Annotated in this window: 18 protein-coding genes, 4 tRNA genes and 1 other RNA gene; 5 read left to right on the forward strand and 18 right to left on the reverse strand. The window is 59.2% G+C overall.

Annotation, left to right across the window (positions count from 1 at the left end; all coding sequences use genetic code 11):
- Positions 1–4: 4 nt before the first annotated feature.
- Positions 5–211, reverse strand: coding sequence for a lipoprotein (locus H7A77_RS13095; protein ID WP_080273427.1), 207 nt, complete (start codon positions 209–211; stop codon positions 5–7).
- Positions 212–289: 78 nt separating this feature from the next.
- Here H7A77_RS13095 and cyaY point away from each other — a divergent pair, with 78 nt between their 5' ends.
- Complete coding sequence (cyaY, locus tag H7A77_RS13100; protein ID WP_033645025.1) at positions 290–610, forward strand: iron donor protein CyaY; 321 nt, start codon at positions 290–292, stop codon at positions 608–610.
- A gap of 36 nt (positions 611–646) precedes the next feature.
- On the opposite strand, the gene H7A77_RS13105 is transcribed toward cyaY, so the two are convergent.
- Complete coding sequence (locus H7A77_RS13105) at positions 647–3,199, reverse strand: class I adenylate cyclase (protein WP_182074295.1); 2,553 nt, start codon at positions 3,197–3,199, stop codon at positions 647–649.
- 316 nt (positions 3,200–3,515) lie between these two features.
- Here H7A77_RS13105 and hemC point away from each other — a divergent pair, with 316 nt between their 5' ends.
- From hemC to hemY, 4 genes are read left to right on the forward strand one after another with little or no spacing between them, the layout of a single operon-like run.
- Positions 3,516–4,457: a hydroxymethylbilane synthase gene (gene hemC / locus H7A77_RS13110; protein WP_033645026.1), complete on the forward strand. Its 942-nt coding sequence runs from the start codon at positions 3,516–3,518 to the stop codon at positions 4,455–4,457.
- The gene (hemD, locus tag H7A77_RS13115; RefSeq protein WP_033645028.1) at positions 4,454–5,194 is read left to right on the forward strand and encodes a uroporphyrinogen-III synthase; all 741 of its coding nucleotides are present in this window, start codon (positions 4,454–4,456) and stop codon (positions 5,192–5,194) included. The genes hemC and hemD overlap by 4 nt, the downstream gene beginning before the upstream one ends.
- A gap of 22 nt (positions 5,195–5,216) precedes the next feature.
- Positions 5,217–6,341, forward strand: a complete 1,125-nt coding sequence (hemX, locus tag H7A77_RS13120) for a uroporphyrinogen-III C-methyltransferase (protein ID WP_033645029.1) — start codon at positions 5,217–5,219, stop codon at positions 6,339–6,341.
- Between the two features lie 3 nt (positions 6,342–6,344).
- Positions 6,345–7,541, forward strand: coding sequence for a protoheme IX biogenesis protein HemY (hemY, locus tag H7A77_RS13125; protein WP_033645031.1), 1,197 nt, complete (start codon positions 6,345–6,347; stop codon positions 7,539–7,541).
- Positions 7,542–8,245: 704 nt separating this feature from the next.
- On the opposite strand, the gene H7A77_RS13130 is transcribed toward hemY, so the two are convergent.
- From H7A77_RS13130 to wecB, 16 genes are all read right to left on the reverse strand, one after another.
- Positions 8,246–8,374, reverse strand: a non-coding RNA gene (locus H7A77_RS13130) — RtT sRNA.
- 34 nt (positions 8,375–8,408) lie between these two features.
- Positions 8,409–8,485, reverse strand: a tRNA-Pro gene (locus tag H7A77_RS13135).
- Positions 8,486–8,559: 74 nt separating this feature from the next.
- A tRNA-Leu gene (locus H7A77_RS13140) sits at positions 8,560–8,646 on the reverse strand.
- Positions 8,647–8,688: 42 nt separating this feature from the next.
- Positions 8,689–8,764 (reverse strand) — tRNA-His (locus H7A77_RS13145).
- 63 nt (positions 8,765–8,827) lie between these two features.
- A tRNA-Arg gene (locus tag H7A77_RS13150) sits at positions 8,828–8,904 on the reverse strand.
- 135 nt (positions 8,905–9,039) lie between these two features.
- Positions 9,040–10,443 carry an amino acid permease gene (locus H7A77_RS13155; RefSeq protein ID WP_004934226.1) on the reverse strand — a complete coding sequence of 468 codons (1,404 nt, stop codon included), beginning with the start codon at positions 10,441–10,443 and terminating at the stop codon, positions 9,040–9,042.
- A gap of 365 nt (positions 10,444–10,808) precedes the next feature.
- Positions 10,809–11,549 (reverse strand): lipopolysaccharide N-acetylmannosaminouronosyltransferase, encoded by a 741-nt coding sequence (gene wecG / locus H7A77_RS13160; RefSeq protein WP_033631482.1) that lies wholly within the window; start codon positions 11,547–11,549, stop codon positions 10,809–10,811.
- A 14-nt stretch (positions 11,550–11,563) separates the two neighbouring features.
- Positions 11,564–12,931, reverse strand: a complete 1,368-nt coding sequence (gene wzyE / locus H7A77_RS13165) for an ECA oligosaccharide polymerase (RefSeq protein ID WP_033631481.1) — start codon at positions 12,929–12,931, stop codon at positions 11,564–11,566.
- Positions 12,928–14,013, reverse strand: coding sequence for a TDP-N-acetylfucosamine:lipid II N-acetylfucosaminyltransferase (locus tag H7A77_RS13170; RefSeq protein ID WP_047025959.1), 1,086 nt, complete (start codon positions 14,011–14,013; stop codon positions 12,928–12,930). Before H7A77_RS13170 ends, wzyE begins: the two co-directional genes overlap by 4 nt.
- The gene (gene wzxE / locus H7A77_RS13175; protein WP_033645036.1) at positions 14,010–15,260 is read right to left on the reverse strand and encodes a lipid III flippase WzxE; all 1,251 of its coding nucleotides are present in this window, start codon (positions 15,258–15,260) and stop codon (positions 14,010–14,012) included. Before wzxE ends, H7A77_RS13170 begins: the two co-directional genes overlap by 4 nt.
- A 1-nt stretch (position 15,261) precedes the next feature.
- A complete protein-coding gene (gene rffA / locus H7A77_RS13180; RefSeq protein ID WP_033652432.1) occupies positions 15,262–16,392 on the reverse strand; it encodes a dTDP-4-amino-4,6-dideoxygalactose transaminase in 1,131 nt (376 codons plus the stop codon).
- Positions 16,379–17,107 carry a dTDP-4-amino-4,6-dideoxy-D-galactose acyltransferase gene (gene rffC, locus H7A77_RS13185; protein ID WP_042783442.1) on the reverse strand — a complete coding sequence of 243 codons (729 nt, stop codon included), beginning with the start codon at positions 17,105–17,107 and terminating at the stop codon, positions 16,379–16,381. The genes rffA and rffC overlap by 14 nt, the downstream gene beginning before the upstream one ends.
- On the reverse strand, positions 17,085–17,966 hold the full coding sequence (rfbA, locus tag H7A77_RS13190) for a glucose-1-phosphate thymidylyltransferase RfbA (RefSeq protein WP_042783441.1): 882 nt from the start codon (positions 17,964–17,966) through the stop codon (positions 17,085–17,087). Before rfbA ends, rffC begins: the two co-directional genes overlap by 23 nt.
- A gap of 49 nt (positions 17,967–18,015) precedes the next feature.
- On the reverse strand, positions 18,016–19,083 hold the full coding sequence (gene rffG / locus H7A77_RS13195) for a dTDP-glucose 4,6-dehydratase (RefSeq protein WP_072626500.1): 1,068 nt from the start codon (positions 19,081–19,083) through the stop codon (positions 18,016–18,018).
- Complete coding sequence (gene wecC / locus H7A77_RS13200) at positions 19,080–20,342, reverse strand: UDP-N-acetyl-D-mannosamine dehydrogenase (protein WP_072626499.1); 1,263 nt, start codon at positions 20,340–20,342, stop codon at positions 19,080–19,082. The genes rffG and wecC overlap by 4 nt, the downstream gene beginning before the upstream one ends.
- Positions 20,339–21,469, reverse strand: coding sequence for a non-hydrolyzing UDP-N-acetylglucosamine 2-epimerase (wecB, locus tag H7A77_RS13205; protein WP_004934198.1), 1,131 nt, complete (start codon positions 21,467–21,469; stop codon positions 20,339–20,341). The genes wecC and wecB overlap by 4 nt, the downstream gene beginning before the upstream one ends.

Consider the following 21,469-nt stretch of genomic DNA (forward strand, 5'->3'; position numbering starts at 1 on the left):
GGTGTTACTGGGCAACCATCGACGGTTTTTGCTGAGAGCCAGACTGCTCCTGCTGGTTCTTTTGCACCTGATCGCCCGTTTGCACCGGCGGTTTGGCCGGTTTTTGGCCGGCGGAGTCGGCAGGTGGGAAGTAAAGCGGGCCTTTCAGACCACAGCCGGCGAGGCCGGTAACCAGAACGGCCATCAGCGCATAGCGTAGTTGTTTTTTCATTTGCATTAATGCCTGTAATTCATGCGTCCAAGGTCTCTATAATCGCAGGTGGATCATGAAAAGCAATAGGAATTGAATATGAACGACAGTGAGTTTCACCAGTTGGCCGACCAGCTGATGCTGAATATTGAAGAGACACTGGACGATTTTGACGGCGATGCGGATATCGATTACGAAACCAATGGCGGCGTGATGACGCTGAGCTTCGAAAACGGCACCAAAATCGTCATCAACCGCCAGGAGCCGCTGCACCAGGTGTGGCTCGCCACTAAGGCCGGCGGTTACCACTTCAACTACCGCGACGGCGTCTGGGTATGCGATCGCAGCGGGCAGCCGTTTTACCAACTGCTCAGCGAAGCGGCCAGCGCGCAGGCCGGCGAGGAACTGAGTTTTTCCTGAGGCTAAGCAGGGCTCGGCAACCGAGCCCTTGCGGCGTCAATGCAGCTGGAACTGCTGCTTCAGCGGCTGAGCGGCGCCGTCGGCCACCGTCACGCACAGGCTGGACAGCACGTTGCTGCGGAACGGGATCACCTGGGTGCGCCCGTCGAGCTGCACGATTTGATAGAACTGCGGCAGGTTGAAGTTGATGAAGCTGGAGCCGTAGGTAAAGCGGTCGTGCGACGAGGAATAGAAGCGGCTGACGTCGCGCACCAGCTCCTCTTTGCTGCCCTCGCAGTGGTGATACACCTCCACCCGATTCGACTCATCCAGAATATAGATGTTGAAGCCCTTGTCGTCTGAAGTGTCTTCGAAGAAGAACTGGATGATCCCCTCGCTGGCGAAGCCGTCCACTACCGGCGGCAGATGCACCTGATCGGTTTCCACCTTGATAGACAGGCCGTGCAGCTTGTTGTTGGAGATGGCGCCGTAAAACTCCACCGCGTTCTCCAGCTTCTGCACCGACACGCTCAGGCGCTCGAAGAACAGCCCCCAGGTTTGCCCGGCGACGCGCACCGCCTTGAAGCGGCCGGGTTCCAGCCGGGTGCTGGACAGGCGCAGCTCGATGCACTCCGACACCAGCTGCTGAATGCGGGTACGAATAAGGCCGCGCAGGTGCTGACTGTAGCAGAACACTTCCACCGACTCCGGCGGCGCGGCGTCCTGGTGCATTTTGCCGAGAATGGTTTTCAATGCTTCCAGCACCGACTGCTCGCCGCTGAAATGCAGGGTACGCACTTCGTTCCAGGAGTTGCGATACAGCAGATCGATGCTGCCCACCAAACACTGCTGCTGCTGGCCGAAGCTGAACACGTCCAGCTTGCGGAAATCGAAGTGCACCACCTGATTGCGGAAGGCGGCGGTCGGATCGTTTTCCAGATTGACGATGATCGCCAGATGGCGAATCTCGCACGGGCTATACAACGCTTTCGGCGTCGGTGCCGGCAGGCGCAGCGGGAAGTGATGAGAAACGTCGGCCACCAGCTCCTGCAGCTTGGCGGTGTCGCACAGGTTGCCGCTCTTGATGTGCAGGCGGGTCTGCGGCGTCAGCAGGCCGTTGAAATAGGCCCAGGCCACCAGCTTGTTCAGGTAACGGTTATATTCCAGCGGCTGATGGCTGACGATCGAATCCATGGCCGGCGCCTGATTGTACAGGTACCAGCCGGTGCGGTTGGCGCGGCCAACCGGCACATGAATAAAGGTTAAATCGTTTTCCGACAGATCCGGCGAGATCTGCGGGTTCACCAACGTCACCTTGCCGGGCAGCGCTTCGAACGCCGCATACAGTTTGCGGGTCAGCACGCCGATATCCTGCGGGCTGGCGCTAACGCTGAGGTTGTTGCGGCGGGCGAAACGGATCAGGTTGCGGTAGCTCTGCATCATCGCGTCGAGCAGTTCGTTGTGCGCTTCGCGCACTCGCTCGATCTTCCAGTTGGCGCGGTTGTCCAGCATCGCCAGACGCTCTTCGCTCCAGCCCCACTCGCTGACCAATTGGCTGAGGATCTCGCGCCGCCAGCCGACGCAGGCCTTGGCCAGCGACAGCTTTTCACACACTTTCAGGTAGAAACAGCGACGAGCCAAATCGAGGCGGGTGGTGTCGTTGATGTCGGTCAGGTAGCGGGTGACGCGCTCGAGCATCATGCAGTAGGCGTCGAGCCCGAAGCTGACGATCTCGCCCTGGTGCAGGCGATGTTTGATGTCCGTCGCCAGCAGTTGGGTATTGGGGTATTCCCAGGAATAGGCTTCCAGCAGCAGTGTTTTCAGCACCGCCTTGTAAGGCGAATCGATGCTCTTGTACAGCTGCCACAGGCTGGCGCCGAAGTACTCTTCCGCCGACAGCGAACTCAGGCCGCCGAGATCCAGCCACTCGTTCGGCGTCAGCGCGCCCTGCGCGTACAGCGACAGCACGTATTCATCGTAGTGCGCTTCTTCTTCGCCCGGCACCATGTTCCACAGGATGCGTTTGCCGGCCAGGCGCACCGCGGTGCGGTAGAACTCGTCCAGCAACAGGATGTGCTGCGTCGAGCCGCAGTCTTCGCCGCCCAGGCTGCCGCTTTCATTATGGCGGAAACGGTTTTCGTCGATCAGGAAGAAGCTGACTTCCACCCCCATCGAGGCGGCCCACTTCTCAAGCAGGCTGCATTTTTGCTGCAGGCGGGTGCGTTCTTCGTTGTCCAGCCAGGACTGGTGGCAGACCCAGATATCGAGATCCGAGGTGCAGCTTTGGCCGATAGATGAGGTGCTGCCCATCGAATAGACGCCGGTGATCGGCAGCTCGCCGCTGGCCGGTTTGTCAAACGGGCTGCCCCATTTGTCTTCTAAATCGTTCAGGTAATCTTGTTGAGTTTCATCAGGCGTGTAGAGGCAAATGCCGTGGGGAACGTTACCGTTCAGGTAACCCGGCATCAGCGGGTGGTGGTGGTGCAGTAAGGTGGGCAGCAGACTGTATACCCGTTGAAACGCGGGCTTCATAGCCGCCAGGGCGCGATCGACGCGTAGCTGATTGATCGCATCCAGTCTCTGCTTCAATGTCTCGATGTAGAGGTACAAGACGTCTCGCCTGATTATCCCGGTGTTTAGAAAAAAACCCGTATTCCATAAGCGCCGTTAGTGTAAGAAGAATATTTGGCGACTTATTGCTGGAAACGTGATCAATTTAACACCTTGCTGATTGACCGTAAAGGAGGTAACGCTTCACAATTATTGTAGCGCTTCCCTAAACGATTTACCCGCAGTGTTAACTGCCCCAAAGCACATCACACGTCCCTTTGATTCCGTTGTCCTTTTTCCGCCTCCGGCTTCTTGCACTGACAGTATTGACTCTCAGTGGTAGGATGGATGGCGAAATATAAAAACGGTAACAAGCATGTTAGACAAAATTATTCGAATTGCCACCCGACAAAGCCCGCTTGCACTTTGGCAAGCACATTATGTGCAGCAACGTCTGATGGCCTGCCATCCCGGCCTGCAGGTCGAGTTGGTGCCGATGGTCACCCGCGGCGACGTTATTCTGGATACGCCGTTGGCGAAAGTCGGCGGTAAAGGCCTGTTTGTTAAAGAACTCGAGCTCGCGCTGTTGGAAGGCCGCGCCGACATCGCCGTGCATTCGATGAAAGACGTGCCGGTCGATTTCCCTGCCGGGCTCGGTTTGACCACCATTTGCGAACGCGAAGATCCGCGCGACGCTTTTGTTTCCAATCGTTTCGCCTCGCTCGATCAGCTGCCGCTGGGCAGCGTGGTCGGCACCTCCAGCCTGCGCCGTCAGTGCCAGCTGCGTGAACGCCGCCCGGATCTTGTCGTGCGCGACCTGCGCGGTAACGTCGGCACTCGCCTGGCCAAGCTGGACAACGGCGACTACGACGCGATTATCCTGGCGGTGGCCGGCCTGAAGCGTTTAGGCCTGGAGCAACGCATCCGCAGCCCGCTGAGCGCCGAAGAGTGCCTGCCGGCGGTCGGCCAGGGTGCGGTCGGCATTGAATGCCGTCTCGACGACAGCGTCACCCGCGCGCTGCTGGCACCGCTGAACCATGCGGCCACCGAAACCCGCGTGCGCGCCGAGCGGGCGATGAACACCCGCCTGGAAGGCGGCTGCCAAGTGCCGATCGGCAGCTATGCCGAACTGGATGGCGACAGCCTGTGGCTGCGCGCCCTGGTCGGCGCGCCGGACGGCAGCCAGATGGTGCGCGGCGAACGCCGCGGCCCGGCCGCCGAGGCCGAACGGATGGGCATTGAGCTAGCGGAAGAGTTGCTGGCGCGCGGCGCGCGCGAGATCCTGCGCGAGGTTTATCAGGGAAATCCGCCGGCATGACGATCCTGGTAACCCGCCCATCGCCTTCGGGGGAGCTGTTAGTGAGCCGGCTGCGCGCACTCGGCCGGGTTGCCTATCATGCACCGCTGATCGACTTCGCGCCGGGCGGCGATCTGCCGAAGCTGCCGCAGGCGTTGCAGCAGCTTAGCGCCGGCGATCTGGTGTTCGTGCTGTCGCAACATTCGGTGAGTTATGCCGATTCGGTTATCGGCCGCGCCGGGCTGAGCTGGCCCGCTCACCTGGCTTATTACGCCATCGGCCGCACCACCGGGCTGGCGCTGCACCGCATCAGCAGTTTGCCGGTGGAATACCCGCGCGAACGCGAGATCAGCGAAACGCTGCTGCTGCTGCCGGCGCTGCAAAAATTGGCGGGCAAACGCGCGCTGATTTTACGCGGCAACGGCGGCCGCGAACTGTTGGGGTCGACGCTGAGCGAGCGCGGCGCCGACGTCAGCTATTATGAATGTTATCAACGCAGCCCGGTGCACTACGACGGCAGCGAGCAAAGCGCCCACTGGCAGCGCGCCGGTGTGGATACGCTGGTGGTGACCAGCGGTGAAATGTTACAACAGCTCTATACTTTAGTTCCTGATTACTATCGTTCTTCATGGCTGCTGCGTTGCCGCCTGGTAGTAGTGAGCGAACGCCTGGCTACCCTCGCCCGGGAATTGGGCTGGCGTACGATTCGGGTAGCTGACAACGCCGATAATGACGCGCTGATCCGCGCGCTACAATAATCTGACTATGGGATGTGCCACTATGACGGAACAAAATACCCCAGCCGCCCCGGTTGAAGAACCCACCACCGCGGTTGAGAGCTCCCAGCAGCCAGCCGCTGCCAGCCGCAAAGGCAAGAACACCGGCCCGGTGCTCGGCGCGATCGCTATCGTGCTGGTCATCGCCCTCGGCGCGGGCGGTTATTACCATACGCACAAGCAGGCACAACAGCTGATCGCCGCCAATCAGGCGCTGCAGCAGCAGCTTGACGGCGTGAAGCAGAGCCAGCAGCAGGAAAGAAATGCGCTGGAAGGCTTGTTGCAACAACAGGGTAAAACCCTGGACGCCGCCGATCGCGAGCAGGCGAACCTGGCGCGCCAACTGAGCGAGCTGCAGGAAAAAGTGGCGACCATCTCCGGCAGCGACGCCAAAACCTGGCTGCTGGCGCAGGCCGATTTCCTGGTGAAAATGGCCGGCCGCAAGCTATGGAGCGATCAGGACGTGACCAGCGCCGCCGCGCTGCTGAAAAGCGCCGACGCCAGCCTGGCGGACATGAACGATCCGAGCCTGCTCGACGTGCGCCGCGCCATTACCGAAGACATCAGCACGCTTTCTACGCTGACCCAGGTCGATTACGACGGCATCATCCTCAAGGTCAATCAGCTGTCCAATCAGGTGGATAACCTGCGCCTGGCCGATAACGACACCGACGAAGCGCCGATGGATCAAAACAGCAGCGAGCTCTCCGGCTCGATCGGCGAATGGCGGCAGAACCTGGCCAAGAGCTGGCGCAATTTCATGGCCGACTTCATCACCATCCGCCGTCGCGATACCAGCGCCGAACCGCTGCTGGCCCCGAATCAGGACATCTACCTGCGCGAAAACATCCGTTCGCGCCTGCTGGTGGCCGCACAGGCCATTCCGCGTCACCAGAACGAGACCTACAAGCAGTCGCTGGAAACCGTCTCCACCTGGGTGCGCGCCTATTTCGACACCACCGACCCGGCGACCAAGGCCTTCCTTGAAGAGCTGGACAGCCTGAGCCAACAGTCGATCTCGATGGACGTGCCGGATCAGCTGAAAAGCCAGCCGCTGCTCGAAAAAGTGATGCAGACCCGGGTGCGCAACCTGATGACCCAGTCCCCTGCCGCTCATCAGGAGGGTTAAGCCATGTTACGCGTGCTATTTCTGTTCCTGGTGGTGATCGCCAGCGTGGTGCTCGGGCCGATGTTGGCCGGGCATCAGGGCTATGTGCTGATCCAGACCGATAACTATAATATTGAAACCAGCGTCACCGGCCTGGTGATCATGTTGGTGCTGCTGTTCGTAGTGCTGCTGGCGATAGAGTGGATCCTGCGCCGCATCTTCCGTACCGGCGCCCGCACGCGCGGTTGGTTTATCGGCCGCAAGCGCACCCGCGCGCGTCAGCAAACCAAAGCCGCGCTGATCAAACTGGCGGAGGGCGACTACAAGCAGGTTGAAAAGCTGATGACGCGCAACGCCGACCACGCTGAGCAACCGGTGGTGAACTATCTGCTGGCCGCCGAGGCTGCGCAGCAACGCGGCGATGACTTCCGCACCAATCAGTATCTGGAGCGGGCCGCCGAAGCCGCCGATACCGATCAGCTGCCGGTGGATATCACCCGGGTTCGCATCCAGCTGGCGCAGGGCGAGAACCACGCCGCGCGCCACGGCGTCGATCGCCTGCTGAACCAGGCGCCGCGCCATCCGGAAGTGTTGCGCCTGGCGGAACAAGCCTATCTGCGCACCGGCGCCTATGCGTCGCTGCTGGAAGTGCTGCCGTCGATGCGTAAAATCGAACTGCATAGCGAAGAGCAGCTGCAGGCGTTGCAGCAACAGGCTTACATCGGGCTGATGAATCAGGCGATGGCGGACGAAGGCAGCGAAGGCCTGAAGCGCTGGTGGAAAGATCAGAGCCGCAAGACGCGTCACGAAGTGCCGCTGCAAATCGCGATGGTGGAGCACCTGATCGAATGCAACGACCACGAACTGGCGCAGGAGATTGTGCTCGACGGCCTGAAACGCCAATATGACGAGCGCCTGGTGCTGTTGCTGCCACGGCTGAAGTCCGGCAACCCCGAGCAGCTTGAGAAAGCGCTGCGTCAGCAGATGAAGCAGCACGGCGCGACGCCGCTGTTGAACAGCACGCTGGGGCAGTTGCTGATGAAGCACGGCGAGTGGCAGCAGGCGGCCGACGCCTTCCGCGAAGCGCTGAAACAGCGTCCGGACGCCTACGATTACGCCTGGCTGGCCGATACGCTGGAGAAACTGCATCGTTCGGATGAAGCGGCGCAGATGCGGCGTGAAGGACTGATGTTGACGCTGAAACAGAACGGCGGCGAATAACGGCCCGCCCGGCAGAGAAAGCGTGGCCTCGGTGCCACGCTTTTTTTTGCCCGTTAGCTTGCTGAAGCGCAAAAAAAAACACTTGCCGCATGGCAAGTGTATAAAGAAGCAATCAGGTCTAGGACAACAGGGGCGGTGCCTCACTCAACGTTTTGCCCTGAGCGTGATGACGGGTTAGTCATCGTTCTCGTGGGCGATAGGCACCCTAAATCGGCTCTGCGTCATTCCCAGGGTTTATGAAGCCTAAGGCGAACATAAGAAATGGAATGAGCATCTACGCTGTAGGTATTGCACTTGGCGTGCCAACTTTCAGATCCAGGAAAGTCGCTATAAAAATAGCATTCAATTGATTGAAAATATTGAATTTTTATTTATGCCTAACTTTCTCTCAGCATGCCGTCCCCTGTCGTTCTTTACCCACGGCCGATCTGACGCTGTCGCCGCAAAACGACGACTTAAGCCAAAGCCACTTTTAATGTTTAAAATCAATGCATTATGTGTCTCAATCTGGCGACAACGTCGAACCACATTGTCGCTGAAAACCTACACACGTGCCGGTTGAGACAAAATGCCAATGTTCAGATACGCAAAAACCCGTGCAATGCTGCACGGGTTGGTCGCTATGCGTTTCGTCGCGGCGGGAAGGACTTACCCTCATAAACGGCGGACGTAAAAAACCGACTTACGTCGGTTTCTTTGAAACTGGTCAGCGAGAGAAAGATGACGCGCGCCCCAAGATGTAACGCCCTTCGAGCCGTTGCTAAAGCAACGTTGTCTCGCTTCGCGAGGCTCGAACCTCCTGCGGAGGTGCTCATCCTCATAAACTGCAGGCGTAAAAAAACCGACTTGCGTCGGTTTCTTTGAAAGTGGTCGGCGAGAGAGGATTCGAACCTCCGACCCACTGGTCCCAAACCAGTTGCGCTACCAAGCTGCGCTACTCGCCGATTTGTGTTGCTCATACTACCCGATTTATCAGACCGTTGTCCATATAAATCTTATATTTATCAGATATTTTGCGTGGTGCGAAGAGAGGGACTTGAACCCTCACGTCCGTAAGAACACTAACACCTGAAGCTAGCGCGTCTACCAATTCCGCCACCTTCGCACTGTCACAAAATACTGCTAAATCTTCACTTCGCTTAGAAAGTGGGGTGGCTAATGGGACTCGAACCCACGACAACTGGAATCACAATCCAGGGCTCTACCAACTGAGCTATAGCCACCATTACTACTTCTTCTTACTCACGCGGTAATATTACCACCGCAGCTCCTGCGCACAAACTTAATGGCGCGCCCGACAGGATTCGAACCTGAGACCTCTGCCTCCGGAGGGCAGCGCTCTATCCAGCTGAGCTACGGGCGCGTAGCGCCGTTGCGGGAGGGGATACTACGGATTTACGCCAATCCTGTCTAGTGCTTTTTCGCAGAAATGTTGCGTTTGATTACGCTTTGCTCACTCCTGCGCAGGAAAGCGCACTCCGTAGCCCCTTTTCACCGTTTATTGCCGCGTTTCTACCCGATTTTCAGCCGGATGATGTTTCTTATGCATGCCGAAAGCGAAGTAGCACAGGCTGACGCCTGCTAAGAAAATCGCCCCGACCAGCAGGGAAATTCGCGTATCCGGGTTGATTCCCATGCCGACCAGCACGCAAACCAGAAAAGCGATGGTCAGATAGTTCACATACGGGAACATGATCGACTTAAAGCTGTGGTTTTTGATCGCTTCCTTGTGCGCGCGGCGGAAATAGAGCTGGCTTATCAGCACCACGAACCACGGCACCATGCCCGGCAACACGCTGGCGCTGTAGACATAGACGAACACCTGCTCCGGATTAGGGATGATGTAGTTCAGCGCGGAGCCCACCAACAGGCAGCCGATGGTGACGGCGATGCAGTTGACCGGCACGCCGCTGGCGGAAAGCTTGGTCAGCGCCGCCGGCAGTTGGCGATTCTTGGCCAGGGCGTACAGCATGCGGCCGCCGCTGTACATGCCGCTGTTGCAACCGGAAAGCGCGGCGGTCAGTACCACAAAGTTAATGATGCCGGCAGCGGCGACGATGCCGATCTTGGCGAAGGTCAGCACGAACGGGCTGCCGGTAGTGCCGATGCCGTTCCACGGGAAGATGGTCACGATGACGAAGATCGCGCCGACATAGAAGATCAGGATGCGCCACAGGATATTGTTGATCGCACGTTTCAGCGTCACCTGCGGGTTTTTGGCTTCACCGGCGGTAATGCCCACCAGCTCAACCCCCTGATAGGACGCCACCACGATGCACAGCGCAAACAGGAAGCCCTTCCAGCCGCCGGCAAAGAAGCCGCCGTGCGCCGTCAGATTGGCGAAACCTATAGGTTCACCGCCGTTGCCGAAACCGAAGAAGATCACCCCCAGCCCCACCAAAATCATCACGATGATGGTGGTGACCTTGATCATGGCGAACCAGAACTCCAGCTCACCGTACAGGCGCACCGCCGCCAGGTTGGCCAGCGCCACCATCGCCACGGCGATCAGCGCGGGGACCCACTGCGGTATTTCCGGGAACCAGAACTGCACATACACCCCGATGGCGGTGATCTCCGAAATGCCGACGGCGATCCACATAAACCAGTAACCCCAGGCGGTGAGGTAGCCGAAATAGGGATTCATGTATTTATGCGCGTAAACGGCGAACGACCCGGCGACCGGCTCGAGGAACAGCATCTCCCCCATCGAACGCATAATGAAGAACACGAACAGCCCGGCGATGATGTAAGCCAGCAGTACCGACGGCCCGGCCCATTTCAGCGTACTGGCCGATCCCATAAACAGGCCGACACCAATGGTGCCCCCGAGAGCGATAAGCTCGATGTGCCGGGCCTCAAGGCCTCGGTGTAGCCCTTGCGGTTTCTCTTTGTGTGCCATAAATCCTCAATAATTTTTCTCGGGTTGTGTTTGCCTGCCGGCCGCTGCCGGTCGTTATTGTCATTATTAAAAGAATAAATCATCCCCTGCCGTTCGGGTTGGCATCAACGGGTAGTCGGAGCGAAGTTACCGTGAGAAGAACATCGTTCAGCGCTGTCGCATCAGGCTTCAGCGGCCAGGGATAATTTCCGGGCGGTATCGTTTCGCATTTCGTCGCTATAAGCAAACCGCAATTTAAAACTTTATGGAATAAATGCGGCGACGTTTAGGGCTGGGGGTTATAGATATGCGGGAGAAATAGGCAAAAGCAGATTATTGGTACAGCAGACCGGGGCGAACCGACACATTCCACCCCGGATAAGCGATTACATTTTGCCGCTGTAGTAGTAGCCGACAAACTTCAACAGCTTCAGCTGCCGGCCGATGCGGCTGGGCTGGCTGAGCAGGCGGTAAAGCCACTCCAGACCGAGGTTCTGCCACACCTTGGGCGCACGCTTCACATGGCCGGTAAACACATCGTAGGTGCCGCCCACGCCCATATACAGCGCCTGCGGATGCACCTTGCGGCAGTCGCGCATCAGGATCTCCTGCTTCGGCGATCCCATCGCCACCGTCACGATGGCGGCGCCGCTGGCGCGAATACGCTCGAATAGCGCCTCTCGCTGCTCCGGTTTGAAATAGCCGTCCTGGCTGCCCACCAGGTTAACGTTCCACTGGCTGCGCAGCTTCCGTTCGGTTTCCGCCAGCACCTCCGGCTTGCCGCCGATCAGGAAGACCGGCGTGCCTTCACGGCCGGCGCGCTGCATCAAGGCTTCCCAAAGATCGGCGCCCGCGACGCGCGAAACGTCCGCCGCCGGGTATTTGCGGCGAATCGAGCGCACCATGCTGATGCCGTCGGCGTACTTGTACTCCGCTTCATCCAGCAACGCATGCAGCGCCGGGTCCTCTTCCGCCTTCAGGATCTTTTCCGCATTCATGGCCACCAACGTGCCCTGTTTGACCCGGCCGCCGTCGAACAGAAAGTCCATGCAGTGCGCCATATCGCGAAAGCCCCACAGGCTGAAACCGCGCAGCTCATACTGCGGCACCGAAATCTTTGTTTCCATCGTCGTCATTACCCTTACAAAAGACCGTCCGCCCGTGGGGGAGAGGCCAGCGCGCGGGCGCGCGTCACTCTGGCCTTGATGAGCCCGGCGGTATCGAACAGCCAATACAGCAACTTCGCCAGCACCAGACAGGCGCCGAAAATAATGCAGAAGAACACCACGCGCGAAACGAATGAGTCCACCCCTTCGCGCGCCAACACGATCATGTTGAACACCGCGCCGAAGCAGAATCCTTGCAGGATAGCCGCCTTATAGCGGTTCGGTTCGGTTTTGCCCAACTCATACAGCCAGTCGAACCACTTGATGATCATGCCCACCAGAATCGCGCCGAGCGGGATGAACAGCGCGCCGCCCATCACCACCAGCGAACCGATCAGCGTCGGGGATATCGCCAGCCCGGAGTGGTTGTTCAGCACTTCCCAGGTGAAATAGTTGGCCGAGTTCAGCACCACGTCCGGCCGGCCCGGCCATAGCCACGTTGGGATAAAGACGTAGAAATCACGCAGGATCGGCGCCAGGCCCTGGAAATCGATCTTGTCGTAATTTTGCAGCAGCAGCGCCAGATTTTCCCACGGCGAGAAGGTGTCTCGGGTCAGATAGAGGAAGGTATAAAACGCTTCCGCGCCGCTGACGTCCAGGCTGTAGCGCTTCAACGCCAGCCAGAACATGCCGACCACGCCGAATATGCCGGCCGCCGCCAACATCCACAGCGTGATCCAGCCGCGCACGATGCCGATAAACAGGAACAGCGCGAAGGCGATGATGATATTCGCGCGGGTGCCGCCGACGATCACGTAGGTCAAAATGCCGAACGCCACCGTCGCCACCAGGAACAAGAACCAGGCGCGCAGATCCTGCCGCAGGAAATAGACCACCAGCATCGCCGGAATGAAGAAGTAGAAGAACCGTTTGAGCGCCACGCCGGACACGTCGCTGGAGAAGATCTGGCTGTAGGAATTGAGCTTGAACAGCAGGAAGCCGTTCTGCATGAAGAAGATACCCACGGTCCCGATCGCCACCAGCGCCAGCAGCACCCAGGTCATATGGGTTTCCACCCGGTTCATGGTGAACAGCGCCGCGCGCGGCTGAGAGCGGCGCTTGCGCAGCCGGGTCTTGTAGGTGACGTAATAGATGGCGTAAAACGCCGTCGCCGACAGCAAGGCGTACAGCAGAAACTCCACCGGCACCACCTCGACGTCAAACTGAAACACCAGCAGACAGGTCAGCGGGAAGCCGAAATAAAACGTCAGCAAATACAGCAGCGAGAAGAAGACGTTGAAGTTAAAGCGCACGCGCCGAAACTCCTGGTAGGTCAGCGTCAGAATAAACGTCAGGCTGACCAGGTAGACGACGAACAGGCCGCCGAATTGCGCCAACGTCATGAGTGCTCTCCCGCCGCCAGCGCCAGGGCTTGCTGCCAGCCATCGACATAGTTCGGATTAAAGAAGGCGATCGTCTGCTTGTCCACCGCCGCCAGCTGACGCTGCGCTTCGCGCACCACCGCCTCGTCGAGCGAGTCGCCGTAGAACAGCACCGGCAGGTGCTGTTCCGCCAAATCCTGCCAGAACGGGTTCTGCCGGCTGAGCACGAAAGGCACGCCAAACTGAATCAGCAGACACAGGGTGCCTATCCCCTGCTGGCGATTGAAAATGAAATAACCCAGATCGCAGGCGCGCAGGATGTTGAGGTAGTCCTCAAACGCCACCTGCTGCGTGAGCAGCTGCAGGTTTTTCTCGCCGAACAGCGGCAACCCGGCGGCGCGCACCTGCTCGATGTAGGCGTCGTTATGGGCCGGATAGCCCATCGGCAGGATCACGCGCACGTCGGCGCCGAACTGCTGATGTATCGCCTGCAGCGCTTCGATATGCCGGTTGCTGCGATCGCCGGAGTTGCCCACCAGAATCGTCATCGGCCCGGCCAGATTTTTCTCGACGTGAACGTCGGTCAGCGCCGGATCCATCCGCGTCGGGAAGTACAACAACGAGGCCGGCACCCGCGCATGGCGCTGCTGATAGTGGATCACGTCGCCGCGGGTGGCGAACACGTTCCCCACTCGCCCCTGAGCAATGCGGCGCAGCAGGTAAAACAGCCGAAATTTCCAGCTGGTGGCGTCTTCGTACAGATCGGCACCCCAAATATGCCAACTGACCTGATGCGCCTTGATCTTGCCGCTCAGCAGCGCCAGCCACAGCCCCGGGTTAAACTGACCGTGCAGGAAGAAGCGCGCATCGCGATCGGCCTGGGCGCGGGCGATCACCGCTGCCGCCAGGCTCTTCTTGTCGGCGTAAGGCTCAATGTTCAGGGCGGGGAAATCCCCCAGTGCCGCCACATCCTTGGCCGCCACCATAAAATGCCGCGTCTGCTCAGCCGGCAAACGCGGCGCCAGCACGTCGTTGAAGAAGCGCAGCACCGTCTGGTTATGATGCGGGATATCGGATCCCAGAACGTGAATCAGTGTGGTCATACTCGTCTACGATAAATAAGAAACACGCAGCTACAGAGCGCGAAATACACGATGTAGGTTGCCATATAGGCCTGAGCCGCCCCCAGCGCGCCGCGCAGCGGGATCAGCCAGTGCGAGAACAGCGTCAGCAGCAGAAACTGGCTGACTTCCGTCAGGATATAAAAGCGCAGCGACGCTTTGGCGATCACCAGATAGCCGAACACATAGGCCCCGACCTTCAGCACGTCGCCCACCAGCTGCCAGGCAAACAGATCGCGCATGGCGACGAACTTGTCCGAGAACAGCAGCCAGATGGCGAAATCACGCAGCAACCACACCGTAAAGCTCGCCGCCGCTACCGCCGGCAGCACGAATTTCAGCGAGCGCACGATCTCCCGCGAGATAGCGCCCTTGTCCGTCAACCGCGACAGCGTCGGCAGCAGATAGACGGTAAACGAGGCGGTGATAAACTGCAGATAGGCATCGGAAATGCTGCTGACGCCTTGCCAGATCCCCACTTCATCCCAACCGTAATGCGCGGCCAACAGGTTACGCATCATCACGTAGGCCACCGGCAGCGTCACCGAAGTGATCAACGCCATGAGGGTGAATTTGCCGAGATTGCCGGCCACCCCTTTGTCCCAGCGCGGAGCCAGGTAGCGCAGCGGCAACGTTTTGCGCCGCCACAGCATCAGCCCGGCCGGCAACACCACCAACGCCGGCACCAACGCCAGCCCTGCCAGCGCGCCTTCATAGCCGCCCAGCTTGAAGCACAGATAATAAGCCACCACGCCGATCAGGCTGCCGCCGATCACCGCCAGCGCGTTGCCCATCGCGTCGCGATAGCCTTTCAGCACCGCCATGAACAGGTTGGCGTAGGCGATGCCCATCTGAATGAAGGCGACGGCGCGCACCACGCCGACGTAATCGGCATGCCCGAACAGCCCGATGCTGATCGGCTCGGCGGCGAACAAAAACACCAGCGCCAGCAAGGTCGAAAAGCCCAGCACAATGCTCGACGCGGTGCCGACCGCCAGACGCAGACGCTGCGAGTCCTGGTGGTACTCCGCCACGTATTTGGTGATGCCGTTAAAAATGCCCGCGCCGGACAGCACGCCCAGCACGGTGATCAACTGGCGGAAGTTACCCGCCTGCCCCACGCCGCTGGGGCCAAACGCCACCGCCAGCAGTTTCACCACCAATAGCCCCACGCCAATTTTGATCAGCGTGGAGCCGGCGGTCCATATCGACGCTTTTGCCAACGACATATCAGGCGAAAAAGCTCAGTATGCTATTGATAACCGTACGTTGATTGGCATCGGACAGATTGTAGAACAGCGGCAAACGCACCAGACGCGCACTTTCCTGGCTGGTATAGCGATCTTCACCGGCAAAGCGGCCAAACTGTTCGCCGGCCGGGCACGCATGCAGCGGGATATAGTGAAACACCGTCATGATCTCGGCTTCTTTCAGATAGTCGATAAATGCGGTGCGCTCTTCGATATCGCGCAGCTTGATATAGAACATGTGCGCATTGTGCTCGCAGTCCGCCGGCACAGTCGGCAGCTCGATACGGCCGGCCTGCGCTAACGGCAGGAAACTGTCGTAGTACTTCTGCCACAGCGACAGGCGGCGCTGATTGATGCGCTCCGCCACTTCCAGCTGACCCCACAGATAGGCGGCCTGCAGGTCAGACATCAAGTAGCTGGAACCGATGTCGCGCCAGGTATATTTGTCGACCTGGCCACGGAAGAACTGGCTGCGGTTGGTGCCTTTCTCGCGGATGACTTCCGCCCGATCGATCAGGGCCGGATCGTTCACCAGCGTCGCGCCGCCTTCGCCGCCGGCGGTATAGTTTTTGGTTTCATGGAAGCTGAAGCAGCCGATATGGCCGATGGTGCCCAATGCCTTGCCTTTGTAGGTCGACATCACGCCCTGCGCGGCGTCTTCCACCACGAACAGGTTATATTTCTTCGCCAGCGCCATGATGGTATCCATCTCGCAGGCGACGCCGGCGTAGTGTACCGGCACGATCGCGCGGGTTTTATCGGTAATCGCCGCTTCGATTTTGGTTTCGTCGATGTTCATGGTGTCCGGACGCAGATCGACGAACACCACTTTGGCGCCGCGCAGCACAAAGGCGTTGGCGGTTGAAACGAAGGTAAAGCTCGGCATGATCACTTCGTCGCCCGGCTGAATATCCAGCAGGATGGCGGCCATTTCCAACGACGCGGTGCAGGAAGGCGTCAACAGCACTTTCGCGCTGCCGAAATGCTGTTCCATCCACTGTTGGCAGCGACGGGTAAAACCGCCGTCGCCGCACAACTTGCCGCTGCTCATCGCAGCCTGCATATATTCCAGTTCAGTGCCAACAACCGGTGGAGCGTTAAATGGAATCATGTCTACCTCTGTATAACCAATACGCGGTGCTTTCAATCACGGCACCCTGTCGTTGATAGAGTCGTAATGCGGCGATATTGCCTACCTGGGTCGCGACCCGCAGGCGCTGCATCCCCTGCCGCCGGCATTCGGCCAGCGCCGCCGCCATCAGTCTGGAGCCAATGCCCCGGCCTGATGCGCCGGGATAGGCCGCCAGCAAGCCGATACGCATTTCCTGGTCGCCAATGTCACGCAGGCTGACAAATCCTTCGGGTTGCCCCTGGTTGTCCAATACCAGCAAGCATTGATGATCAAAGGTGCCCAGCACCGCTTTTTCGATCCAGGCCGCATAGAATCGCCCGCTATCGGCGCGATCGTACCACGGTGCGCGAAATCGGCTGGCGGCGAACACGTCACCGGCGGCAGCCCGCAACGACGGGATGTCCTCAGGTACAGCCATCCGCACCCCGGCCGCAGCGGTATCGACCGTCTCGCGTCCAGTTGCAATGTTCACTGCCAGGTCCACTTCGCCTTCGACCAGCCGGAAGCCCAGCGCCGACAGCGCATCGGCCCACTCCAATCGGTAAGCGGGGATTTTAGCCTGCACCAACGCATAAGCATCCAAATCAGCGTGGCTGACGGGGGCCGCAGAGTCGTCGAAATGTAACTTGGCGCTTTTCAATTGGAAGAAGTCACTCTCCCAATTCAGCGGTTCAATACTGGCGTGGACGCGCATGCAATAAATCCAGTAAGTATTTGCCGTAACCTGTTTTGGCCAGCGTCTGAGCCGCGCGTTTCACGCCCTCATCATCCAGCCAGCCATTGCGCCAGGCGATCTCTTCAAGACAGGCGATTTTAAAGCCCTGACGTTTCTCGACCGTCTGCACGAAGCTGCTGGCTTCCAGCAGGCTGTCGTGAGTGCCGGTATCCAACCAGGCAAAACCGCGCCCCAGCAGCTCGACGGTCAGTTCTCCGCGCTCCAGATACATCTGGTTGATGCTGGTGATCTCCAGCTCACCCCGAGGTGACGGTTTGATCTGCTTGGCGAACTCCACAACCTGAGCATCATAGAAATACAACCCGGTCACCGCCCAGTTAGACTTCGGTTTAACCGGCTTTTCTTCGATCGATAATGCCCGATAGCGGTCATCGAATTCCACTACGCCAAAACGCTCGGGATCCATCACCTGATAGCCAAATACCGTGGCGCCGGCGGTGCGCGCCGCAACGCTTCTCAGCTTGGGACTGAATCCCTGGCCAAAGTAAATATTATCGCCCAACACCAGGCAGCTCGGCTCGCCGGCCAAGAATTCTTCGCCAATCAGAAATGCCTGAGCCAGGCCATCGGGGCTAGGCTGCTCGGCATAGCTGAGATTGATGCCAAACGCTTCGCCGCTGCCCAACAAACGCTTGAAAGAAGGCAGATCTTCCGGCGTGGAGATAATCAGAATGTCTTTGATCCCCGCCAGCATCAGCACCGACAGCGGGTAATAGATCATCGGTTTATCGTAAATCGGCAACAGCTGCTTCGATACGCCGCGGGTAATTGGATGCAGACGCGTCCCGGAACCCCCTGCCAGCACAATACCTTTCATACTTGCTCCCAAATCCGCCGCACCGCGCACAGGCCGCACGGCGTGACATTCAATCGGACAGCCCCAAACGCTCGCCGGCATAAGAACCGTCTTGCACCCGGCGCCACCAGACTTCGTTATTCAGGTACCAAACCACGGTTTTGCGAATGCCGCTTTCGAACGTTTCCTGCGGTTGCCATCCCAACTCACGGTCGATCTTGCCGGCGTCGATGGCGTAACGCATGTCGTGGCCCGGGCGATCCTTAACGTAAGTGATCAGATCGCGGTAGTGCGCCACGCCCTGTGGTTTGTTTGGCGCCAGTTCTTCCAGCAGGTCACAGATGGTCTGCACCACTTCGATATTCTTGCGCTCGTTATGGCCGCCGATATTGTAAGTTTCGCCCACCACACCTTCGGTCACCACCTGATAGAGCGCGCGCGCGTGATCCTCGACATACAGCCAGTCGCGCACCTGCGCGCCGTTGCCGTATACCGGCAGCGGTTTACCGGCGACGGCATTCAGGATAACCAGCGGGATCAGCTTCTCCGGGAAGTGATAAGGGCCGTAGTTGTTCGAACAGTTGGTGACGAGGGTCGGCAAACCATAGGTGCGCAGCCAGGCGCGCACCAGATGATCGCTCGACGCCTTGGAGGCGGAATACGGGCTGCTCGGCGCATAGGGCGTGGTTTCGGTGAACAAATCGTCAGTGCCGTGCAGATCGCCGTACACTTCGTCGGTGGAGATATGATGGAAGCGGAAAGCCTGCTTCTTCTCCGCCGACAACGGCTGCCAGTAATGGCGCGCCGCTTCCAGCAGGGTGTAAGTGCCGACCACATTGGTCTCGATAAACGCCGCCGGGCCGTCGATAGAGCGATCGACGTGGCTTTCCGCCGCCAGGTGCATCACCACGTCCGGTTGATAACGGGCAAACACCCGATCCAACCCGGCGCGATCGCAGATGTCGATCTGCTCGAAGGCATAACGATCGCTGTCGGCCACTACCGCCAGCGACTCCAGGTTACCGGCATAGGTCAGCTTATCCACTACCACCACGCTGTCGCCGGTGGCCTCGATGATATGCCGCACGACCGCAGAGCCGATAAATCCGGCGCCGCCGGTGACTAAGATACGCTTCAACGCCAAACTCCCTTGGTATCCACCACCCAGCTTTGCTTAATCTCTTCCGGCCGGATGGTCTTGAACTGCTGGTGATCGACCAACATCACGATCACATCGGCCTGTTGCAACGCCTCCGCGATTGGCGTCAACGTCACATGGCCCGCCAGCGAAGTCGGCAACTGTTCGACGTTCGGTTCCACCGCCAGCGTTTCACCGACGTGCCATTCGGCGATCAGGTGGGCCACTTCCACCGCCGGGCTTTCGCGCAGATCGTCGATATTCGGCTTGAAGGCCAGACCGAAGCAGGCGATTTTCACCTCTGACGCCCGCTTGTCGGTGGCGGCCAGGCAATCGGCCACCGCCGCTTTCACCCGGTCGACCACCCACAACGGTTTGCCGTCGTTCACCAGACGTGCGGTATGGATCAAGCGCGCCTGCTGCGGGTTCTGCGCCACGATAAACCACGGATCGACGGCGATGCAGTGGCCGCCGACGCCTGGGCCAGGCTGTAGAATGTTCACCCGCGGGTGACGGTTCGCCAGGCGAATCAGTTCCCAGACGTTGATCCCCTGTTCGGCGCAAATCAGCGACAGTTCGTTAGCAAAGGCGATGTTCACATCGCGGAAGCTGTTTTCCGTCAGCTTGCACATCTCGGCAGTGCGTGAGTTGGTGACCACGCATTCCCCCTCGAGGAAAATCTTGTACAGCTCGCTGGCGCGCGCCGAGCACTTCGGCGTCATGCCGCCGATCACGCGATCGTTTTGAATCAGCTCCACCATCACCTGCCCCGGCAACACGCGCTCCGGGCAATAGGCGATATTCACGTCCGCCGCTTCGCCCGCTTGTTGCGGGAAGCTGAGATCGCTGCGCGCCTGCGCCAACCATTCCGCCATCTGTTCAGTGGCGCCCACCGGCGAGGTGGACTCAAGGATCACCAGATCGCCTTTTTTCAGCACCGGCGCCAGCGATTTCGCCGCCGCCTCGACATAGGCCAGATCCGGCTCATGGTCGCCCTTGAACGGCGTAGGCACCGCGATCAGGAACGCATCGGCCGCCAGCGGTTTGGTCACCGCCTGCAGGAAACCGCCGTCGACGGCATCCTTGACCACTTTATCCAGATCCGGTTCGACGATGTGGATAGCACCGCGATTAATGGTATCTACCGCATGTTGGTTAACATCTACGCCCACCACTTTTTTCTTGCGGGAAGCAAACGCCGCCGCCGTTGGCAAGCCGATATAACCCAGGCCGATAACCGAAATAGTGTCAAAACTCATAGTGTCACCTGATGATTCTTTAAAGCTTCGAGGATACGCTGACAGGCATGCCCGTCGCCGTATGGGTTGTGCGCCCGGCTCATCGCGTGATATTCGCTTTCGTCCGTCAACAGCCGGGTCACCGCTTCAACAATTTTGGCCACATCGGTGCCGACCAGGCGCACCGTGCCCGCATCTACCGCCTCCGGGCGCTCGGTGGTGTCGCGCATCACCAGCACCGGCTTGCCTAACGAGGGCGCCTCTTCCTGAATGCCGCCGGAGTCGGTGAGGATCATGTAAGCGTGGGTCATCAGATAGACAAACGGCAAATAATCCTGCGGCTCGATCAGCATGACGTTGTCGATGCCTTTCAAAATGCGATTCACCGGCTCGCTGACATTCGGATTGAGATGCACCGGGTACACCACCTGCACTTCCGGGTGGCTGCGGGCGATCTCCGCCAGCGCGCTGCAAATCCGCTCAAAACCGCCGCCAAAGCTTTCCCGGCGATGGCCGGTGACCAGAATCAGTTTTTTGTCGGCATCGAGGAACGGGTAACGCTGCGCCAGGCTGGCGCGCAGCGCAGCATCGCTCATCACGCGATCGCGCACCCAGAACAACGCGTCGATCACCGTATTGCCGGTCACGAAAATGCGGTTGTCCGGCAGCAGCTCGCGCAGCAGATTTTGGCGCGAGTTCTCGGTCGGCGCGAAGTGGTACATCGCCAGATGGCCGGTCAGTTTGCGGTTGGCCTCTTCCGGCCAGGGAGAATACAGATTGCCGGTACGCAGCCCGGCTTCGACATGCCCAACGGGGATGCGTTGATAGAACGCCGCCAGGCTGGTCGCCAGCGTGGTGGTGGTATCGCCGTGCACCAGCACCACGTCCGGTTTGAAGTCTTCCAGCACCCCTTTCAGCCCTTCCAGGATGCGACAGGTGATTTCCGTTAGCCCCTGGCCGGGTTTCATGATGTTCAGGTCGTAATCCGGCGTGATCTCGAACAACCGCAATACCTGATCCAACATCTCACGATGCTGTGCCGTTACGCAGACTCTTGCTTCAAAGGCCTCATCCTGGGCCAGTGCATGTACCAGCGGCGCCATTTTAATGGCTTCAGGTCTGGTGCCGAAAACAGTCAACACTTTCAC

Source organism: Serratia sp. ME47, from assembly GCF_903970925.1.
GTDB classification, from domain to species: Bacteria; Pseudomonadota; Gammaproteobacteria; order Enterobacterales; family Enterobacteriaceae; genus Serratia; species Serratia ureilytica.

Excerpts from the sequence above, each read along its gene's own strand:
- wecG (WP_033631482.1), bottom strand. The coding sequence starts at position 11,549 with ATGGAAACAAAGATTTCGGTGCCGCAGTATGAGCTGCGCGGTTTCAGC.
- H7A77_RS13170 (WP_047025959.1), bottom strand. The coding sequence starts at position 14,013 with ATGACCACACTGATTCACGTTCTGGGATCCGATATCCCGCATCATAAC.
- wecC (WP_072626499.1), bottom strand. The coding sequence starts at position 20,342 with ATGAGTTTTGACACTATTTCGGTTATCGGCCTGGGTTATATCGGCTTG.
- H7A77_RS13155 (WP_004934226.1), bottom strand. The coding sequence starts at position 10,443 with ATGGCACACAAAGAGAAACCGCAAGGGCTACACCGAGGCCTTGAGGCC.
- H7A77_RS13095 (WP_080273427.1), bottom strand. The coding sequence starts at position 211 with ATGAAAAAACAACTACGCTATGCGCTGATGGCCGTTCTGGTTACCGGC.
- rfbA (WP_042783441.1), bottom strand. The coding sequence starts at position 17,966 with ATGAAAGGTATTGTGCTGGCAGGGGGTTCCGGGACGCGTCTGCATCCA.
- rffC (WP_042783442.1), bottom strand. The coding sequence starts at position 17,107 with ATGCGCGTCCACGCCAGTATTGAACCGCTGAATTGGGAGAGTGACTTC.
- hemX (WP_033645029.1), top strand. The coding sequence starts at position 5,217 with ATGACGGAACAAAATACCCCAGCCGCCCCGGTTGAAGAACCCACCACC.
- rffA (WP_033652432.1), bottom strand. The coding sequence starts at position 16,392 with ATGATTCCATTTAACGCTCCACCGGTTGTTGGCACTGAACTGGAATAT.
- hemD (WP_033645028.1), top strand. The coding sequence starts at position 4,454 with ATGACGATCCTGGTAACCCGCCCATCGCCTTCGGGGGAGCTGTTAGTG.
- hemC (WP_033645026.1), top strand. The coding sequence starts at position 3,516 with ATGTTAGACAAAATTATTCGAATTGCCACCCGACAAAGCCCGCTTGCA.
- wzyE (WP_033631481.1), bottom strand. The coding sequence starts at position 12,931 with ATGACGTTGGCGCAATTCGGCGGCCTGTTCGTCGTCTACCTGGTCAGC.
- wzxE (WP_033645036.1), bottom strand. The coding sequence starts at position 15,260 with ATGTCGTTGGCAAAAGCGTCGATATGGACCGCCGGCTCCACGCTGATC.
- cyaY (WP_033645025.1), top strand. The coding sequence starts at position 290 with ATGAACGACAGTGAGTTTCACCAGTTGGCCGACCAGCTGATGCTGAAT.
- hemY (WP_033645031.1), top strand. The coding sequence starts at position 6,345 with ATGTTACGCGTGCTATTTCTGTTCCTGGTGGTGATCGCCAGCGTGGTG.